10 protein-coding genes are annotated in these 20,970 nt (G+C 43.7%); 3 read left to right on the forward strand and 7 right to left on the reverse strand.

Annotated elements, in window-relative coordinates; translation table 11 throughout:
* Positions 1–234 precede the first annotated feature (234 nt).
* Together ggt and MC7420_RS02375 are read left to right on the forward strand one after the other, a co-directional pair.
* On the forward strand, positions 235–1,791 hold the full coding sequence (ggt, locus tag MC7420_RS02370) for a gamma-glutamyltransferase (RefSeq protein WP_006098589.1): 1,557 nt from the start codon (positions 235–237) through the stop codon (positions 1,789–1,791).
* 203 nt (positions 1,792–1,994) lie between these two features.
* Positions 1,995–3,227, forward strand: a complete 1,233-nt coding sequence (locus tag MC7420_RS02375) for a damage-control phosphatase ARMT1 family protein (RefSeq protein WP_006098470.1) — start codon at positions 1,995–1,997, stop codon at positions 3,225–3,227.
* Between the two features lie 63 nt (positions 3,228–3,290).
* Here MC7420_RS02375 and MC7420_RS02380 read toward each other — a convergent pair whose 3' ends face one another.
* The 5 genes from MC7420_RS02380 to MC7420_RS02400 form a co-directional block, all read right to left on the reverse strand.
* Positions 3,291–4,139, reverse strand: coding sequence for an Rpn family recombination-promoting nuclease/putative transposase (locus tag MC7420_RS02380; RefSeq protein ID WP_006098322.1), 849 nt, complete (start codon positions 4,137–4,139; stop codon positions 3,291–3,293).
* Positions 4,140–4,169: 30 nt separating this feature from the next.
* A complete protein-coding gene (locus MC7420_RS02385; protein WP_006098462.1) occupies positions 4,170–4,649 on the reverse strand; it encodes a hypothetical protein in 480 nt (159 codons plus the stop codon).
* A gap of 44 nt (positions 4,650–4,693) precedes the next feature.
* Positions 4,694–5,125, reverse strand: a complete 432-nt coding sequence (locus tag MC7420_RS02390; protein WP_006098547.1) for a hypothetical protein — start codon at positions 5,123–5,125, stop codon at positions 4,694–4,696.
* A 35-nt stretch (positions 5,126–5,160) separates the two neighbouring features.
* Positions 5,161–5,907 (reverse strand): Mut7-C RNAse domain-containing protein, encoded by a 747-nt coding sequence (locus MC7420_RS02395; protein ID WP_006098724.1) that lies wholly within the window; start codon positions 5,905–5,907, stop codon positions 5,161–5,163.
* A 337-nt stretch (positions 5,908–6,244) separates the two neighbouring features.
* Complete coding sequence (locus MC7420_RS02400; RefSeq protein ID WP_006098481.1) at positions 6,245–8,167, reverse strand: ABC transporter ATP-binding protein; 1,923 nt, start codon at positions 8,165–8,167, stop codon at positions 6,245–6,247.
* Positions 8,168–8,506: 339 nt separating this feature from the next.
* On the opposite strand from MC7420_RS02400, the gene MC7420_RS02405 reads away from it, so the two are divergent.
* Positions 8,507–9,460: a pyruvate kinase gene (locus MC7420_RS02405; protein ID WP_006098492.1), complete on the forward strand. Its 954-nt coding sequence runs from the start codon at positions 8,507–8,509 to the stop codon at positions 9,458–9,460.
* A 536-nt stretch (positions 9,461–9,996) separates the two neighbouring features.
* Here the strand turns inward: MC7420_RS02405 and MC7420_RS41085 are convergent.
* Entirely contained in the window at positions 9,997–14,658 is a 4,662-nt protein-coding gene (locus tag MC7420_RS41085) for a response regulator (RefSeq protein WP_083798896.1), read from the reverse strand.
* Between the two features lie 683 nt (positions 14,659–15,341).
* The gene (locus tag MC7420_RS02420; RefSeq protein ID WP_044204609.1) at positions 15,342–20,813 is read right to left on the reverse strand and encodes an AAA family ATPase; all 5,472 of its coding nucleotides are present in this window, start codon (positions 20,811–20,813) and stop codon (positions 15,342–15,344) included.
* Positions 20,814–20,970: the final 157 nt, after the last annotated feature.

A 20,970-nucleotide genomic window follows, 5' to 3' on the forward strand; every position in this document is an offset into this window, starting at 1 on the left:
TATAAGTTGTCAATGGCGACTGAATCTATTTCTCCTCTCAGGGAGACTGTCTAACCTTAGAACCGCTTTAGCGGTTACTACAAGCCACTCGAACCCTCACTCTGATGGCTGAAAAACGAGACAATTTGGTAACTGTCACAACCGTATGTTGATCCTGATGCTAGTTATGATGATGTGAATAACTGCTATAACTCAAAAGCTTCTGGTGGTTATTCGGACTAGACATTAACCGTTATGACACAAAAAACACGCGGCGCGATCGCGGCTGGACATGAGAAAACGGCTGAGGCGGGTAGGGAAATGTTTCGCCTTGGTGGTAATGCGTTTGATGCGGCGGTTGCAGCGATTCTTGCCTCCTTTGTCACGGAACCGGGACTCACCTCAGCAGCGGGAGGCGGTTTCCTCTTAGCCCATACCCAAACGAATCACAATATTCTCTTTGATTTTTTTAGCCAAACCCCATGTCAAAAACGTCCTGAGGATGAAATTAATTTTTATCCCGTTGATGTTAATTTTGGTGGTGCTATCCAAGAGTTTCATATTGGGCTGGGTTCTATGGCGGTTCCCGGAAATATGGCGGGCGTGTTTCACGTTCACCAACGATTGGGTAGTTTACCCTTCCACGTTATAGCCGAACCAGCGATTCACTACGCGAAACATGGGGTTAAATTAAATCGATTTCAATACTATTGTTTAACCTCAGTTCTGACGCCAATTCTTATGGCGAATCAAAACGGACAAAATGTTTTTATTCTCACCGGGAAACCTATCGCACCCGATGTAACGATAACCATGTCCGCCTTTGCCGATACATTAGCGTATTTAGCGAAAAAGGGAGTTCGGGAATTTTATCAAGGAGATATTGCTCATCAATTAGTCAACGATTGTCAGGAATTTGGCGGATATTTAACCTTAGACGATTTAAAGCATTATCGGGTGATCGAACGGCAACCTTTAACGGTTAATTATCGAGGCAATACATTATTCACCAACCCGCCTCCCAGTTCTGGTGGAATATTGATAGCTTGGGCATTAAAATTATTATCTACCGTTGAGTTAGCGAATCTGGGCTTTGGCAGTGCGCGTCATTTAGAAATTCTGGCACAGGTTATGCAGTTGACAAATGCAGCCAGACAGGAGGGGCTGAATGATTATTTGTATCAAGAGAATATTGTTAATCAATTTTTAGCTGACGATTTTATTGCCCAGTATCAACAAGACTTAGCAGAAACGGTAAATAAATGGGGCAGTACCACCCATATTAGTGTTATCGATGAGGTGGGAAATGCCGCTAGTGTTACCACGTCTAACGGGGAAGGGTCGGGTTATGTGATTCCGGGGACAGGGATTATGGTGAATAATATGTTAGGAGAGGAAGACTTAAATCCCCAAGGTTTTCATCAGTGGCAAGAAAATGTGCGGATTTCGTCGATGATGTCTCCCTCGATTGTTTTGCAGAATAATCAGGCGGAAGTTGTTTTAGGGTCAGGGGGTTCTAATCGGATTAGGACGGCTATTTTACAAGTTATTTCTAATATTTTAGATTTTAATATGACGGTTGAGCAAGCGGTGAATAGTCCGAGAACCCATGGAGAAAATGGTCGGTTTCATATCGAACCCGGTTTAACTGAAGCGGAAATACTTAATCCATTATTGACGAACCAACAGGTTGTGCGTTGGCGGGAAAAGAATTTGTTTTTTGGCGGGGTTCATACGGTGATGAAAACGTCTGATAATTTACTTGTCGGTGCTGGCGACAACCGTCGAGATGGTGCGGTGGCTAAGTTGTAGCGGTATGTCAACTGTAGGGGCGCACGCCTAATTTGGTAGATTAGCTTGGGTTCGTAGTAATATCATGTCCGGTTGAATACCCATAATTACGGTGATGGGGGAATCTGGGATAATTATTTTGTGCGATCGCCTATGGTAATCTGTAACGGAATATAGGGCTAAGGTTCCCTACTACAAGCCTATGCGATCGCGCTCATCTCATTATGTCCCCCACTAAACCCTGTATCCCCATCCCACCACCCCTGATGATGTCAGAGGAGGGTTCCTTTGCTCACCAGACACTGACGCAACGCTGGGTGACGATTATTGAACGGGCGATCGCATCCAACAACTATCCCGCCTCGATTACTCAGAATCTAGAGAATCTGCGTCAGGAATTGCCTTACGGAATCGTGCGATCGCTTGAGGATGAAACTCAACCCGATTTAGAGGCGTGGAATACCTATATGTCACCCTACCAGGGAAAGCGCTGGATTGATATCCCCTGGTATCCCGCAGAAGTTTATCTCTACCGTCGCATCTTAGAAGCTACCCACTATTTTCAACCGGGAAAATGGCACCGAGTCGATCCCTTTGAACCACAAAAACACAGCAGTTTGGCAAAGGTAATGTCCGCGATTGAGACAATGAGTGGCAAAATTAACACCTTTGTTGATGCTCAAGGGAAATGGAACCGTATCGATTTAATCGCCCTCTTTTATTTTGCCCTTTGGGGAAATCGCATTGATTTAAGCCTGTTTCCCACTGACGCCGGAGAGAGTCAGCGGATGAATATTGAAGCCTATCGCGAACAGGCAAATCTTTTAGTTGATCATACCCCCCAAATTGCCGATCACATTGCTCACCTGAAGGGAGTTCGCATCGATTTAATTGTGGATAATGCTGGGTTTGAGTTGTTCTGTGATTTATGTGTAGCTGACTTTTTCGTCAACAGTGGAATCGCTCAACCTGTTTACTTACATTTAAAGCCTCACCCAGTATTGGTGTCTGATGCCATGATTAAGGATGTTGACCACACAATTAACGTTCTCTGTCACCATAGCCATCAGGATGTCCAATCTTTAGGAAAACGTCTCAAAAATCATATTGACAACGGTAACATAATCTGCTGCGAGGATTCCTATTGGACAGCCCCCCTCGCCTTTTGGGATATGCCAGAATCATGGCGCAGTGAATTAAATCAATCCCAACTTGTGATGATTAAAGGAGATGCCAATTATCGCCGCTTACTAGGCGATCGCCAATGGGATTATACCACGCCCTGGGAAGACATTGTTTGCTATTTTCCCGCCCCATTTGCCGCCCTACGCACGTTCAAAGCTGAAGTCGCCGCCGGATTAAAACCGGCTCAAATTAAGCGATTGAATCAAGATGATCCGCAATGGTTAACCAATGGGCAATGGGGCGTCATTCAATTTTTCAACCCACGCCAGTAGGTTGGGTTGATGCTTCTTATTCAACACAATCTCAGCGTCAAGCCCTTACTACAAACCCAATTATTATTCATCATTTAATTCATCGATTTTGAACTGTCGCACTTCTTCCAGACTCAACCCCGTTTTCCGACTAATTGTTTCCTCATCTAACACATCCAGAAGTTGCTTGGCAATTTCTCGACGGGTTTCTTCTTTCCCCTGTCTCAATGCCCGTCGAATCGCATTACGTTGATCGTGGATATAGATTTCTCGCTGTTCTAAAGCTTCTAATTCTTCCCTAGTTAGATTTGCTTGATTCGCTACTTCAAAGGCTTTGCGAATTTCTGGCACTTGCGCCATGGTTTCGGGGATAGTCTCTAGAGTTCTAGCTGTTTTGATAAAATAAATCCATTGCTCAGTTAATGTCTCTAACTCCTCTAAGCTTTTGCTAAACTTGGGTAATTCTACAAACACTAACTCTAAATCATTAATTGGATAATCTGTCAAGAGTTTCTTTTCTTTGAGAATAAAATTAGAAATGACCTGATTCAGATGCTCAAACATTTCAAAGTCGGTAATAGTTAAAGCAATCACCGGACTCAGTATCGTGTAATCTTCTCCAGGTTGTAATTGAATGGAATAGGCTTTCGCCGCGTTATATAAAATTCGCTTTTCAAAGCCTTCTACATTCAAAACTTGCATTTCAATAATCACCGTTTTATCGCCAGTTATCCTAGCCTTCACATCTAAGTACGTATCTTTAATCCCCTGAATTTGGGGAGCCAGATAGGGATTGAGAATTTCTACATCCTGGATAACGGCTCGTCCTTGGTAGAGCAGAGCATTTAAAAAACTGATTAGAATATCTTTGCTTTGCTCAGAGCCAAATATTTTTTTAAAAGCAAAGTCAGTTTTAGGATTAATAAAAATCATAATAATAAAGGGTGACAGCGATACAGATAGCTAGGTAAAACTTTCAAGGCGTTCCCTTCCCCAATCTAGTGCTGTCCGCACTGATGAAATAAAGCGTTGAATATTCTCAAGCGTAACTGCTGATTCACCGCCAACATAGGTTGAACCCACCTCCTCATTACCCTGTCCTACATTTACCATAAATAGAATGTCAAACTCACCATCCTGTGGTGAACGAATTTCTCCGGATAATGCTTGTACTTGAAAACCAAGTTCCCAGGTAACGAAGGGTTCTGATTGGCTATCGGGATTATTTTGTAAACAGGTAATGTGATTTTCAAAATAGGCAATTAATTCCTGTAAATCCTTGATACTGATAAAAGTTTGAGGAGATTTAACAGAAACGCTAGCCAGTTGGGGATCTAGCCTAAATTCGACAATGGCATCAAGATAGTCTTTAGTATGCTCTAGATGTGTGAGATTGAATAGAACTTGATATCCATCAGTTTTAAGAAGAGATTGGTTGCTCATTTTTTGTCTGTTGTATACGCTTGTTTTTGGGGATGGATGAAACATTAGTTAGCGGGATTGGGGTTAAAACCGTACCTTAGTCCAAGTCTTTCTAGTTCTTGGGGTCTAATATTCCGCAAACCCGTAACAATTCCTGCATCTCCCACAATTACTATATTGTAAAGTCTTCGTCTTGAGCGAGTTCGCTGGATATACACTGTCGCTCCGTCTTTTTGGGTAGTCTTGCGAGTATAGTTTTCAATGATATCGTCTACTAAGTCAAAGGGTTGGCTAAAACCGTGACGGAGAAGACTCTCTCGCGCATGGGTTGTTAGTCTTTGCCCTTTTGGGGTGGTAGTCACCTGGCTCAGTTCGTGATTATCCGGATTTTCGCTCCCTTCATGATTCGTCACGTTAAATGGATCGGCTCCCCTGTTAACGGCAAACTGTGGAAATTTATCTGTATCGAGATTACTGGCTTTTGACTGATCGTTCAAGAGATTGTTGCTGATTCCTAATTGATCAGGCTTCCTTAGTCTTTTGCCTCCATAACCTGTTCAATAAACTGTTGCATCCGTTCAAAATGTGACCCTTGCCAATAAATCTGCTGACAGGTTTGACAGCGATGAAATTCATCAATGGATTGTCGTGTTTTCTCTGGTAACTGATCCGCGATCGCGTCTTTTTCAACAGGTTCTAATACGCCATTACAGCGGATACACCGATGAAAGGGTAAAATAGCATCAAATAAATTGAAGCGACGCAAGACTTCCACAATTTGTTCATCCGGGTTTTTGGAGCGCACATAATACCCATAACTCACCATAGAACGCATCAGTAGTCGGGTATCACGAGTTAACAGAATCCGTTGCTCATCGGCGGAAACTTGGGCTAACTCTGGATCAGCGTAGTCATTGCGATAAAGGGTATCAAACCCCAACAACCGCAACGCATTCGCTAATTTCCCTAAATGAATATCTAGGACAAACCGATACTTCTGGGGTTCAGGGGGACTCACCCGAATGCTAGGATTGATTTCATCTAATACTGAAATCGGACAAACCGTGACGCGATCGCCATCCTGGACAATATAGGAAAAATCAACCGATTCTCCATTCACCACAATCGCATCCACTTCCGGATGAGGAACCCCCAGGGATTCGATCATATCCTTAATCGAGGTTCGCCCTTTAAACTCATGATAAAAACGAACATGACGCTTGTTTGGAGGCAAAAAATAATTCAATTCTGCCAGAAAATTAAAGTCAGCAGTTGCCATAATAATACCCTTAATTCAAAACCAAGCCTAACCACCTGTAGGGGCGGGTTTTACTACTATCTTTTTGATTTGACCCCAATGTAACTAAACCCGCCCCGATCGCGTGAGCCACCCCGACAACCGGAACCCTAAGCACCTGTAGGGGCGGATTTTACAACTATCATTTCTTATTTGACCCCAATGTAACTAAACCCGCCCTGATCGCGTGAGCCACCCCGATAACCGGGCGGGTTTAGTTAAGTTATCGGTTTGTTGCTATAAGTTATCTGTCAAACCCGCCCCTACAGATCGTGCTGTATGAAACCCACCCCGAATCTATTAGCGATCGCGTTCTAAATCAAGAAATCAATCCTCGCCCTGCTTGCTGTTGCTGAATCCGATCCAAGCTTCCGGTAGGAATAGATGCAATAAGCTGGCGCGTGTACTCGGTTTGCGGTTCCCGGTAAATACTCTGTGCATCATCGATTTCCTCAATTCTGCCCTTATTCATTACCATTATGCGATCGCTCATAAATTTGACCACACTCAAGTCATGGGAGATAAAGATATAGGTGAGGTTTAACTCATCCTTTAACTCACTCTGTAACTCCTTGAGCAGATTCAGCACCTGCGCCTGTACCGACACATCCAAAGCAGAAACCGATTCATCGCAGATAATAAACTTAGGCTCAAGTGCTAGCGCCCTGGCGATACAAACCCGTTGGCGTTGTCCCCCCGAAAACTCGTGGGGATAGCGGTTCATCCAGTCGGCGTTTAACCCCACTCGCTCAAACAAATAGGCGGCGCGATCGCGACGAGTTTTGGTGTTATCTCCCCATTTATGAATCACTAACGGTTCCATCACCGCATCGCCAATCTTCATCCGAGGATCAAGCGAACTAAAGGGATTCTGGAAAATAATTTGCATCTTTTGCCGCATTTGCCGCAAGCGCTTGCCTTTAATATGGGTGATGTTTTTATTTTCAAAGGTTACTTGACCTCCCATCGGTTCAATTAAACGCAATAATGTGCGAGCCAGGGTAGATTTACCGCAGCCCGATTCCCCGACGAGTCCTAATGTTTCGCCTTTGTACACCTCAAAGGACACATCATTGACCGCCATAATATAGCGTTTGGTTTTGCCAAATACGTTGGCTAAAGGAAACCCCACCCGGAGATGTTCAACGGCAAGTAGGACAGAGGGTGACGCCTCAGCAATGGCACGATTATCTCGCTGAACTTTTGCCCCATTTTCCTGCTCAAACGTCGGGGATTTTTCGCGAATTTCTACCTTACCCTCCTCTGTCGTCACCTCCTCCATGAAGTCAGCCACAGTGGGTAAGTATTTTAACTGTTTTTCTAATGTAGGACGACAGGCTAATAATCCTTTGGTATAAGGATGCTGGGGATGAGAAAAAATCTGCCAGACATCGCCACTTTCAACAATATTTCCCCGGTACATCACCGCCACACTATCGGCAATTTCAGCAATTACGCCTAAGTCGTGGGTGATGAAAATCATCGACATTCCGCGCTGATCCCGCAACTCCCTCAGCAAGTCCAGAATTGCCGCCTGTACGGTAACATCAAGGGCGGTACTGGGTTCATCCGCAATCAGAATCTCCGGATCACAGGCAATTGCCATGGCAATCATCACCCGTTGCAATTGACCCCCGGATAGTTCGTGAGGATAGCGTTTGAGCATTTCCTGTTTGCGCTGATTCAGGTACTGGCTAATGGCTCGATCAGTGGAAGCGCTAAAGCGCTCACTACGAACAGCGCGATCGGGATTTTCCTGTTCATACTCCTGCTTAAGTTCCTGATCACTGGGAATCAGCCGCACTTCTTGCAGCCGTGCGATCGCCTGACGTCGTGCTTCACCTTGGGAGATGTCCTGATGCTGTAAAATAGCCTCGATAAGCTGAAACCCGATTGTGTAGACGGGGTTGAGGGAACTCATCGGTTCCTGGAAGATCATCGAAATTTGACCCCCCCGAAATAAGCGTTTTCGTTCCTCACTCAGCGTCAGCAACTCAATAGGTTGAGCGTGATCGGCTTGAGGTTTAAAATAAATCTCCCCCTGAGTAATTTTACCCGGCGTTGACACTAACCCCATCACCGCCAGTGAGGTGACTGACTTCCCCGAACCTGACTCACCGACAATACCCAGGGTTTGCCCCCGTTTCACTTGAAAACTAATTCCATCAACAGCGAGGACTTCCTTTTCATCGGTTTTAAATTTGACTTGCAGGTTGCGAACGTCGAGAACGGTATCAGCCATGACACTCTAAAACGAGAATTAACAGAAATTTTAACAAGCAAATGCTCTATCGTACCGCATCCCCATTGATTCGCGATCGTACTGTGTCAGTTCACTAATGTCACGCCCGTAGCCAGTAGGGTGGGTTAGGCGGAATTTCGATCGAAGCGATAACCATTTAATGCCGTATCCGCCGTAACCCACCGATGTTAACAGGGAAATATATTATTTTATCAATATTTCAGATAATAATCTTAAGTTTTGTTGGTTTCCTGCATTTAAATTTTTCCCACGATGGCGGCGCAGCATAGCTAAAATGCTAGAAGCAATAAGGTGTGCTACTCCACTACATAGAAATAGATGAAAACAGTATTTACATTAGGACCCGCTAGTGAAAACAAACGCCTGATTACTCAGTTGTCCCGAACCGCTGATCGCTTTCGGTTGAATGTAGCGCATTTAACAGCAGAAGGCTTAAAAACATGGTTAGAACGCTTAACCGAAATCTTCACCGAACAAGGTAAAACCTTACCCCTAGTTTTAGATTTGCAAGGCGCGAAAATGCGAATTGGCAATTATCCCAGTTGTGACTATCTTCCTGAAAAAGTCAGATTATTTTTCGGTCAATCCTCTGATGATATCACACAATTGCCCATTCCCGACAAAAACTTATTTCACGCCTTAAGTATTGGTGATATTCTTTCGCTCAATGATGCCCGAATTAAACTCGAAGTTATCGCGATTCAGGATAAGAGTGCGACAGCTAAAGTTTTAACCAATGGCGGATTAAGTTCCTATAAAGGAATTAATCGTGTTGATCATCCTGTACCGTTTACCCAATTAAACCAACACGATCAGAGGGCGGTTGAGTTGGGGTTAAGTTATCCCTTTGTTCAATTTGCCTGTTCTTTTGTCTTAGATGGTAAAGAGGTAACACCGATTCGCCAGCAAATAGGCGATCGCTATTTAATTGCCAAAATCGAACGCCCTGAAGCCATGCGTCATCTTAGCCAACTGGATCAAGGGTTTGATGAATTGTGGTTCTGTCGCGGCGATTTAGGGGCGCAGGCGGGATTGAAGGCGTTAGGACAATTGCAAGCCAAGTTTATTGCTCAGTTTCCGCAATTATCCAGCCCCAAGTTTCTGGCGGGTCAAGTGTTGGAATATATGACGCATTTTCCCCAACCGACTCGGAGTGAAGTGGTGCATTTATATGATATTCAACAAGCGGGATTTGATGGAATTGTCCTTTCAGATGAAACAGCAATTGGACGCTATCCCGCACAAGTTGCTGAGTTTTTAGAACAACTTTAAGCTGTTCGGCATTTAAACCTTAATATCAATACAGCAGTTTGCTCTGCTATGCGGTACATTGTCGATCCCCCTAAATCCCCGTGCAATAAAAGCGAAGCATCCGCTGGTCTCCCCCTTGGAAGAAAACGCGAAGCATCTGCTGGTCTCCCCCTTTTTAAGGGGGACGGAAGGGGGATCTATTCGGGGGACGGAAGGGGGATCTGAAGGAGGACTTTGATCTACTGTACTTTATTACAGCGCAATCCTTGCCGTAGTGCGTTAAGCGAAGCCATGCCGCAGGCTTTGCATCTTGCTCGCTATATCAAGCATCTTGCTCGCTATATCAAGCATCTTGCTCGCTACATCAAGCATCTTGCTCGCTACTAATACCCAATTTAAATGCATGACAGCTTATGATCAATCATAAACCACAAGATTTCTTGCAGCAGCCCCTAGATAAATGTCACTGACTGGTATGCTGGTGAGTTTCGGCTTCGCTCAACCCACCCTACGTTTTTTACCAAGGACAAATAACAAATAACATAAGACATAAGACATTATCGCATCCGATGCTGACAACGTTTGAGATAATGTTGTGCCACCCTATCCCCTGGATTAACCTGCAAACATTGGCTAAACGCTTGAGCCGCATCTGAAAGGCGATCGCGATAATATAACATTAGCCCTTGCTCAAACGCCGTTTTCGTTGCTAGCTTGGCTTTTCGTATCTCCGGCGGATCAGCATCAAAGACTTCATAAACGGTTACTTTTTTGGCTTTCCCTTTCACATTAACTTTATCCACAAGACGCATTCCATAGTCACCGGAATTCGACAACTTTAAGAATGTATGGTGCGAGATTAATAGCCGGACTTGATAAATTTTAGTTAACTCTTCCAGGCGGGCGGCTAAATTCACCGCATCACTAATCACCGTACTGTCCATACGGGAAAATCCGCCCACGGTTCCCAACATTAATTCTCCGGTATTGATTCCTATACCAATCTCAATGGGTGCATAGTTATAATTAGCCCGATGTTGGTTATATAAAGCCAGCCGTTCAAACATAGCAATTCCTGCTTGCACTGCTTCATCGGCATTGCCACTAAACAGCGCCATGATTTCATCGCCAATATATTTATCGACAAAGCCATTATATTCCCGAATGGCTGGTTCCATGCGACTTAAGAAGGCATTGATAAAGTTAAAATTTTCACTCGGATTCATCTGTTCTGACAGTGCTGTAAAGTTGCGAATATCGGCAAAGAGAACAGACATTTCCTGTTGAACGTGATCCCCCAGTTGCACATCCACAATACTTTTTTTCTGTAAAAATTGGAGAAATTGACTAGGAACAAACCGTTCGTAGGCTTGATTGAGTTGAAATAACTCACGAGTAAACGCTTCCCGTTCCGCTTCCGCTTTTTTGCGATCGCGGATATCTTGAAAGGCAACCATCCCATAAGCCACTTCCCCCTGTTCCTCATAGATGGGAGTCCCCCACACCTCAATCGGGATAACCTGATCCCCTCGGTGAATTTCAATATCATCAACGGTAGACGTTTTTCCCTGCAATGCCATAAAAATAGGCATTTGGTTGGTGGGATAGAGTTGATCCGTTCCTGTGCGATAGGCTTGATACAACTCAGCTAATTCTTCAACGGTAACAGCATCTACAATACCTTTGCCCAAAATCTGTTTAGCCGCTTCATTAGCATAGTAGGGTTTGCCCTTAGCATCGAGGATAAAAATTCCCACAGGTACGGCTTCTAAAAATTGCATCAATCTCCGCTCACTTTCCCGCACCGCTGCGTAAAGTTGGGCATTTTCTTTGGCAATTGTCGATAAACGTAGATGAGTTTTAATCCTGACTAAAAGTTTGTATTTGGCAATCGGTTTCGTCAAATAATCATTCACGCCTACACTAAAGCCTGCCACTAAGTCATTCACTTGCTCGTTTGCAGTCAACATTAACACGGGCAGTTCAGTAGGGGGATAGAATTCACGCAGTTTTTTACAAACATCATACCCAGTCATGCGGGGCATGATCGCATCAAGTAAAATCAAGTCAGGCTGAAAACCATTGTTAATGATATCTAACGCTTCCCTACCATTGGCGGCTTGGGCAAGTTGATAATTTTCTAATGATAAATAGTTGACGAGTATCTGGCGATTCACTGTATCATCATCAACGATTAAAATTTTGAACGGGTTGATTAAGGGTTCGTCATCCTGGAGATTGGGGTGTTGTTTTAGGGTTAAGCTAGGTTGATCAAGGGTTAGTAATAGGGGACAAGACGTACCGACACTAGGAGGTTGACTCACAAAGGAATTGGCACTGTAAACTGTCTTAGGTATTGTCACGATTGACTCAATCGGATCGGGCTTAACGTCTGGAATTTGTCCGTCAAAAATTGGCAACGTAAACGTAAACTGAGAGCCGACGCCTAAGGTTGATTGCACCTCAATCGTTCCCCCATGCAACTCCACTAGCTTTTTCGTCAGGGCTAACCCTAACCCTGTACCGCCATACTGATGCCCTAGAAAACTCTGCCCTTGTTCAAAGGATTCAAAAATACGGTTTAATTGAGACTTGGGGATGCCAATTCCTGTGTCAGAGACAGTAATGGCTAGCATTTTGAATGTTGACCCTTCACTGGCTTCTAGGACATGGTTTGTCGGGGCAGATTTAGGGACTTTGTTGTCGCTATTAATAGTAACGTTTGTACAAACCCCGTCCTGACTGGATGTTGACCCTTCACTTTGTTCGAGAACATGGTTTTGATCCTCCACTTCGCTTATAGGGAACCGGGTTTGTAGAGGCGGGTTGATAAAATTCGCGCCATCGGTTGACGATACCGTTGATTCCAAAACCATGCTGACTACTCCTTCGCTGCGCTCAAGGACATGGTTTTGAGTTAACTCTTTCAACTCTCCCTTGCTCCACTGTACTGCTGCACCTCTACCCTCTAATGTCTGCCTTGAGCTTACCAATTGAGCCGAAATTTTCACCGTTCCTTTATCAGTAAACTTAATCCCATTGTCCACTAAGTTTTGCAAAATCTGCTGCACCCGATTTTCATCCGCATAAGCGATAGGTAAGTCCGGAGAAATGGCATTAATCAGTTGTAACTCTTTATCACCAATTAGTGGATAACTGAGTCGGAGAACTACCTCCGTTATTTCTCGTACTCCCACGGGCTGTTGCTGGAGTTGAATGTCTTGGTGTCTGAGTTTGGCAAAATCGAGAATGTCATTGACTAAGTTGGATAAGCGTCGCCCTGTGGCGATAATTGTACCTAAATTGATCCGGGTTTGTAAGGGTAACTCTCCGGTAGCACCATCGATTAACGATTCAGCAATGCCGACAATGCCATAGAGAGGAGTACGGAGTTGGTGGGAGGTATTAGCTATAAACTCATCTTTGAGCTTATCTAGGCGCTGCCAAGCGGCATTTTGATGGTCTTTGAATTCCAGTTCTTGGGTAAAATGCATCCGTTCTGCTTCGGCTTTTTTGCGATCGGTGATATCGTTAAGAACGGCAATGGCATAAATAATTTCACCCTGTTCATCAAGGATAGGCTTGCTCCAAGTCTCAATCGGAATAATCTGGTCGTCTTGGTGAATTTCAATATTATGTACAATAGATCGTTGTCCCTGTAAAGCTCGAACAATCGGTAACTCTTCGGTCGGATAAAATTGATCGGTTCCGGCGATATACCAGTGATGAACCGCACAAAAATTATCCGCGATCGCGTCTGGGGTAAACGCCCCTCCGATAAACTGTTGTGCCTTATCGTTGGTATAATGGAATCTGCCTTGAGCATCAACGACTACGATAGCAACGGGAACGGTTTCTAAGATTTGAGCTAATTGCCTTTCACTTTTTGCCAATGCCTCATTTAAGCGGTTCATCTGCTCATTCTGATCTTTGAGAGTGGCAAATGATTGGTTTAATTGAGCCGCCATTTGATTAAATGCGGCGCTGAGACTACCCAGTTCAGCATTGCGAGGAACCTCAATTTTTTGCTCCCATTCCCCATTAGCAATAGCATTGGCGGCTTGATTTAAGCGCTGGATGGGTTGAATGATCCAGTGGGCGGTACTAATACCAACTCCCGTGGCGATGATTAGGGCAACCAGACAGAGTAGGATAGTTGATTTGGTATTATTATGAATGTGATCCAAGAAGTCAGCTTCAGGGAAAACCACGACAATTAACCAGTCTAATCCGTGGCTATTTTGTAAGGGCATGACTTGTAAAAATTGGCGCCGTCCTTGACGATTAAATTCTAGGCGCTGGGACTCTTTAATCGCCTTGAAGTCACCAAACTGTTGCGTTAAATAGTTGGCGCTGGCTTGAATTAAGGGATCATGACTTTGGCTGGCTTTTAACCGAGTAATTTGATTGGGGTTATGTTGAAAGGGCGGTTCCGGAATGGATGTGGCGACTAATAATCCAGAACGTTCCATAATAAACAGGCGTCCGGATTTACCGATTTTTAGCGTTTGCAGGAAATCGTTAATCGTGGAAAGACGCAGGGTTGTGTTTAAGACACCCTGAACCTGCTGATTGCTGTCGTAAACGGGTTGAACGGCGCTGATTAGCAACGTGCGATCGCCTTCGCCAAAATGGGGGAAAATATCACTCCAGGTGGGTTTACCCGCTTGCAAGGCGGCTTTATACCAAGGGCGCAGGCGGGGGTCGTAGTTTTTGTTACTCTCTAAAAAGGTCTTGCGATCGCCTTCACTGTGGGTGCTATAAGTATAGAAGTCAAAATCTGTCCCAGGATTTGCTTGGATAATCACCAATTGATCCCGATTTCGCCGTCCCGCCGCAATCAGTCCTCGCTGTTCATTCGCCACACCAACATAACTCACAGAATCAAATCGTTGCACTTGTCGCCACAAATGCTGTTCCCAGGGTTGCAAAGTGTCTAGAGTCAAGCTTCCCAGATAAATCGCATCTTGATTACTCTGATTAATTTGATGAGGAATGGCTAAATATCTCTCTAATTGATCCTCAATATGAACCGTAATTTCATCTTGTAATTGAGTCGATACCTCATTCACCGCCCGCTTTCCGTGACGAAAGGATAACCAGCCAATTACGCCGACTGTAGCAAAAATTTGCACCAGAAAGGGGACTACGAATACCGTTCGTAGAGGCACATTCGTTAAACCGTTGTCAATTAGGCGCTTGAGAGATCGCATTGACATGAGAGTCGCTTGGAGATCGCTAAAGTTAAGGAAATAAACCCTACATATTTAAAGCAGAATCTAGTCCTTTTTTATGCAGTTCAACCCAAATTAGCGATGCACCCAATCTATTCAATCGATAAACGAGTTAAATAGGTTTAGGGGAAAACTCAAAAAAGATGTTTAAATGAGTATGGTTTTGCGAAAAGTCGGCACAGTATTCGCTCGATTTTCACGGTGAACGTTTCCCACCCAATCTCTTTCACCAGAAAGCGTTACAGTTAAACCGTTTCGACTTTTGTCAGGAGACGTATTGCATCTGTACATGCCAGATAGCGATACTAAACAGAACTGACAAATTCAATCCTTTTGCCTCTCTAGCTCAAAGCCATTATTGTGTTATACTAGCGTATTACTTGTATTACAGTATTTTTATAATATGCTAATTCGCTCATAGCAGCAACTCTCTACCGGTAGAGTGTCGATGAGAAAGTGAGCAGGGGATGGGGTGATGGGGAGATGGGGGAGCAGAGGAAGCAGGGGAAGCTGTAGAGGCGGGTTTTCCCTAACGGGAAGGTTTTCACCCTGATGTGACTCAATGTAATCAGTGTCACTAAGCTCTCACTTCCCTACCCCACTCTCTCCAATAAATCTGTGAAATCAGTGTTTTGACAAATGACAATCCCCACCCTTTACCTACTTACTTATTGCTGTTGACAACGGTTGAGATAGATGTTCGCCACTTGATCTTGTGGATTGACCCGCAGCACCTCAGCAAAACGTTTTTTCGCCTCAGCAAACGCCTTCATGTTATAAAAATACCAGGCTTCGGTAAAGGTTTGTAACGTAGCTAATTTAGCGGCTTTAATCTCAGGTAAATCTGCATCAAACACTTCATAAACAGTGACTAATTCCGATTTTCCCTTCACCTTCACTTTATCAATTAGGCGAATCGCATAATTAGTCGGCTCAGATAAACGGGAAAAAGTATAATGAGAAATTAATAAGGGGACTTGATAATATTTGGTTAACCCTTCAATGCGAGAGGCTAAATTCACCGCATCACTAATCACCGTGCTATCCATGCGCGAGACTCCACCAATGGTTCCTAGCATTAACCCTCCCGTATTAATCCCAATCCCAATCCGGATAGGAGGATAGCCAGAATTCTGTCGATGTTGATTATAGATCCTCAGTTGTTGTAGCATAGCAATTCCCGCCTTAACTGCATCATCAGCCTGACCACTAAACAATGCCATAATTGCATCACCAATATATTTATCAATAAAGCCATTATGGTCAGTAATTGCTGGCTCCATGCGCGACAAATAAGCATTAATAAACTTAAAATTGTCCTCCGGCGTCAGCGTTTCTGATAGGGTGGTGAAGGAGCGAATATCCGAAAATAGGATCGACATTTTCTGTTGGACATTATCACCCAACTGGACATCGACAATACTATCCTTATTCAAAAAATGGAGAAACTGACGCGGAACAAACCGTTCATACGCCTGATTCAGTTCTGCCAAACTGCTATAGAAACGGGCATTTTCAATCGAGGTAGCAGCTTGCGCGGATAGGAGACGCAACAGTTCCAATCGGCTAGCCGTAAATGCTCCCGTCGTCAAATTATTTTCTAAATAGACAATGCCGCTGAGTTTTCCTTGATTAATCAACGGCGCACAGAGAATTGACTTCGGTTGATAAGTTTGAATATAGGAATCTTGCCTAAATTGTTCCTCATTTAGGGCATCATTTAACACCACAATATCTTGAGTTCGCGCTACATAATTAATGATGGCGACTGATAGCACTTGCGTCTCTTCTAGGTCAGTCGATTGCAAGACCTGAATTTGATTGCACTCTGCACAAGGTTGGGTCAGCGTATTCACCTGTCTCTCGGCTTCAATTCGTAGTTTTCCTTTCGTCTCTAAAATCAAAAACCCTTTTTGCGCTCCCGCATTTTCAATCAAAATCTTCATCAACGCCGCCAGTAATTTATCCAAGACAATCTCACCAGAAATCGCTTGCGCCGCTTTCATAACGCTATTTAAGTCAAGATACTCTGACGAATTTTTGCCATTTTGGGTGGTTGTAGTCAGGGTTGCAGGTTTTTGTAATAGTCCCCCAGACTCATTGTTATTCACATGAGTTAAAAGCCATTGGGGATGGGTGGCTTTTAACTGTTTAACTTTCGCCATTGCTCCCCATCGGGTATAAACGTAATAAGCTTTTTGTAAATAGGCTTGGGCAATTTCTTCTCGACCTAATTGTTGATAGAACTTGCTGGCTCGTTCATACGCTAGGGCTTCGTCTTGAAGATAACCCTGTTTTTTAGCACCTTGAATGGCACGATCATAATACTCCATCGCTTGCAGAATTTTGCCCCGTAATCCCGCCCGTTCCGCCTCTACTAAGTCATATTTATGCTGAAAGTTACAAGGAGCATAGTCTGCCCATGTTTGCATTATTTTTTGTTGTCTGGCTATTTTGTTGAGATAGCGTCTGCGTTTACGGGGACTGGCTGAATGGCACAGAGACAACAGGACTAAAGAAAAATAGAAATTGGTTAAAACACTATTTAATAAGCCATTCACACTTCCCTGATACTCATCAGCCAGCCCAACCAGCCTTTCCGCTTCTGGTTCATCGCCAAATAAGTAAGCCAGAAATAACTTCGCCCAATAAACAGACAAAATTGAAATCTGATTCTTTGCTGCTAATAAATCAGGAAGAAGGCGATCAAAAACTGTCCAGTCTAACGTCGGATAATGGTCAGCTTCAATTAAGCATAAGGATAAATTCCGCCAAATTGTGATATACCCAATCTGATAATCTTGTTTAAACTGCCGATTTAGTTCCAGATGTTGAGCTTGTTTGGATTCAACCTCAGTTAAGGAGAGTCCGACGAAAAATGAATAAGTACAATAGTTTACCGTACAGTGACAAGCATATTCAATATCACCATTTTCAATTGCCGTTTGAATCGTATCGAGTAATGGATTTAAGGTGTTTATAGCTGGCTCTTTCCAAGGTCGGACAAAGGCATTAAATTGCTGATAGACTTTGGCTTGTACGTCTTTGGCAGGAAAAAGGTCTAATAATTTCAACGCTAACTGACCAAAGCAATAGCCTTGATCAATGGTTTCTTGTTGACCACATAACAGCAAACTATAAACGCTATAGGCGTAAGCGGCGAGGGAGGAATTTCCATGGCGAATACAGAGATTCACCATGGTTAAAATTAGCGACGGTAAGAGTGAGGGTTTAGCAATATAAGCGGGTGCCATCACAGACATTAAAATTCGCAACGCCGCTAATTGAGTGGGTTCAGTCATTTCTGGCAAATCCACTAACGCCTCAACGGTTTGATAAACCGGAGGTGTTTCAGTTAGCGGTATGTCTAATAGGTTTAACACCTGCTGTGCGGTTTGGATAGCGGACAGCATTTTATTTTGAGAACTATCAAATAAAATTTGCAGTTCATAAACCTTGACTTTATCCATTAAGGTTTGCGCCCGATTTAGCACCTCATCGGTTAAAGTTTGGGCGGCGGCAAAATCGGTCAATAAATAGGCGACTTCGATGGCTTCTAGAACCAAGTTTAGGGTCAAGTCATACTGCACCTGCCAACTCTCTGACGGAAGCAGTTCGCGACCGATGGTTAAGTATTTTCTCGCCGGTTCATAAGCAGTTGCGGCTTTGGCTTTCTCACCTGCCCAAAGATTTAATTGAGCTAATTCATGCCGTTCTTCAGGGGATTCGATTAACTCAATACTCATATTCAGATGGTTAACAATATCAAACAGAGAGTTTGATACCTGGTCGGCTGGCGTATTTTTCAGTAATAATTGACCGACAGTCCGATGAACCGCTTGGCATTGTTCCTCAGGAATCAGAGAATAAGCGGCTTGCTGAATGCGGTCGTGGACAAATTGGTATTGAATGGTTAAGGTTTGAGTTTCTATATGTGTCTTAGACAAGACGGAATTTAAGGTGCTTCCTTGATGTTGACCCAATAAAGTTTGAGTCATATCTGCTTGACTGATTAACTTATAGTCTTCCCCCAAAGGAATAATTAACCCTTCAACGATCGCCTGCCATAATTGCACCGCTGTTTCGGACAGGGATTCGCCTAAAACTAGGGCTAAGGGTTTGAGTTCAAAGGAATTCCCCAAACAAGCGGCAAACTGTAATACCTGTTGTACCTGGGAGGGTAATGTTTTAATCTTATCTGCCAAAATAGCGACAACATTATCGGTAAAGTTTTGGGCTTGTATTTGGGCTAAATCCCAGTTCCACGCTCCCTGTTGAGAATTAAAATTGAGCAGATTTTGTTGATACAAGTATTTGATAAATTCATTAATAAAGAACGGATTGCCTCCAGTTTTAATCTGGACTAATTTAGCCAAAGGCTGGGCATGATCAGGGGAACATTTGAGCGTTTCTGCCACTAATTGAATAATGCTGATTAATCCCAAGGGTGCTAAAACCATCTCATGAATAATGGTTCCGCTGGCGCGAATGTTCTCGAATGTGAATCGTAAGGGATGGGAAACTGTCACTTCATTATCCCGATAAGCGCCAATCAGAAACATCCCGCCGATATGAGACTCAGCCTCACCCTGATCTGAGGAGTTCATCAACCATTCGATAAGTTTCAACGAAGCACTATCTGCCCACTGCAAATCATCCAGAAAAATTACTAATGGATGTTCAGGTTTAGCAAAAACTTGGATAAAGTTGTGCAGAACGAACTTAAAGCGATTTTTCGATTCTGTGGGAGGTAACTTAGGAACTGGAACAGGTTTGCCGACAATCAGTTCAACTTCAGGAATGACATCAATAATGATTTGAGCATTCCCCCCCAATGCTGCTAAGAGGTGGTTGCGCCACTGGGTTAGTTGGAGGGTAGTTTCTGTTAACAACTGCTTGATTAATTCTCGAAAAGCCTGAATCACGGCTGAGTAAGGAATATCCCGTTGATATTGGTCAAATTTGCCGCGAATAAAATAGCCCCGCCGTTGAGTAATGGGTTTATATAATTCCTGGACTAGCGCTGACTTCCCTATACCGGAATATCCAGATACAACCATCATCTCCTTGGGGGAGTTTCGAGTGTGTAGGGGCGGGTTTAGGGAATTTTGTGTCGCCGTTGACGATAACTTTTGTTCAAAACCCGCCCTGATTGAGTTTGGCGTTGGGTCTAGGAATAAAGTACATCCAGTAATGCGAATAAAGGTGTCCAGTAGGATTTTAATTTCCCGTTCTCTACCATACAGTTTCTGGGGAATTTGAAATTGCTCAGAAATATCTTGGCGACCGAGGGAAAATTGAACAATTTTCCCCTTTGTTTCTAATTGCATTAAACAAATGGTTAAATCAGATTTTAGTCCCCAGGCACTTTGATAGCGGTCTTCGGCATTTTTTGCCAATAATTTCATTACTATAGCAGAGAGGGCTGGCGGAATCTGCGGATTAATTTGGTGAGGCGGAATCGGTTCTTTAGCCAGATGAGAATGGACTAATTCTAGGGGATCTTCGGTTTCAAAGGGAAGGTGATGGGTTAGCAATTCATAGAACGTAACCCCTAAGGAATAAAAATCAGTCCGATAATCCAGCGCCCGGTTCATTCTCCCGGTTTGTTCCGGTGACATGTAGGCTAATGTGCCTTCTAAGACGGAGGGATTTTTCAGAGTCGGGTCTTCTCGTGATAAAACGGTAGCAATGCCAAAGTCAATGATTTTCAGTTGTCCGGTTTCAGGATTGAAAACAATATTGGCAGGGTTGATATCTTTGTGAATAATATGGGCAGCATGAATTCTGCCTAAGCTTTCTGTATTGCGAATGGCGATACTCAAGAATTCTTTGAGCGTAAATCCCCGTTCCTGGAGTAAGAGTTTTAATGAGGAACCGCCAAAATCTTCAAAGATAATCACCAAGGTGGTTTGATGGGGTTCTAAGCTATAAGCCTGAACCACACCGCCAAAGTTGAGGGAGCGCGTGATTTGATATTCTTGTTGATAGCGGTTAATTTCTGCGAGCGTAGGATAATCTTGTTTAAGAACTTTGAGGATCACCGACTGCTGATCCGATTCTCGGATACCGCGATAGACGAGAGAGTTACTACTTTCATAGATTTGGGCAAGAACCCGACAGCCAGCAACGGTAACCATAGGGGTAGATGGGGGAAACACTGAGAGGATTACTCAAAGTTGATAGCCGATCACAAACAGAAGTTAGCGATGACATTTTTCTATAGTAATGGCATAAAATTCTCAACGAATAGTACCATTGAAGCGCGGGGCGGGTTTAGTCACATTTGGGTGCAAC

The organism is Coleofasciculus chthonoplastes PCC 7420 (genome assembly GCF_000155555.1).
Taxonomy (GTDB): domain Bacteria; phylum Cyanobacteriota; class Cyanobacteriia; order Cyanobacteriales; family Coleofasciculaceae; genus Coleofasciculus; species Coleofasciculus chthonoplastes_A.

Bases quoted from the DNA above. Each gene is read 5' to 3' on its own strand.
- ggt (WP_006098589.1), top strand. From the start codon at position 235: ATGACACAAAAAACACGCGGCGCGATCGCGGCTGGACATGAGAAAACG.
- MC7420_RS02375 (WP_006098470.1), top strand. From the start codon at position 1,995: ATGTCCCCCACTAAACCCTGTATCCCCATCCCACCACCCCTGATGATG.
- MC7420_RS02380 (WP_006098322.1), bottom strand. From the start codon at position 4,139: ATGATTTTTATTAATCCTAAAACTGACTTTGCTTTTAAAAAAATATTT.
- MC7420_RS02385 (WP_006098462.1), bottom strand. From the start codon at position 4,649: ATGAGCAACCAATCTCTTCTTAAAACTGATGGATATCAAGTTCTATTC.
- MC7420_RS02395 (WP_006098724.1), bottom strand. From the start codon at position 5,907: ATGGCAACTGCTGACTTTAATTTTCTGGCAGAATTGAATTATTTTTTG.
- MC7420_RS02400 (WP_006098481.1), bottom strand. From the start codon at position 8,167: ATGGCTGATACCGTTCTCGACGTTCGCAACCTGCAAGTCAAATTTAAA.
- MC7420_RS02405 (WP_006098492.1), top strand. From the start codon at position 8,507: ATGAAAACAGTATTTACATTAGGACCCGCTAGTGAAAACAAACGCCTG.
- MC7420_RS41085 (WP_083798896.1), bottom strand. From the start codon at position 14,658: ATGTCAATGCGATCTCTCAAGCGCCTAATTGACAACGGTTTAACGAAT.
- MC7420_RS02420 (WP_044204609.1), bottom strand. From the start codon at position 20,813: ATGGTTACCGTTGCTGGCTGTCGGGTTCTTGCCCAAATCTATGAAAGT.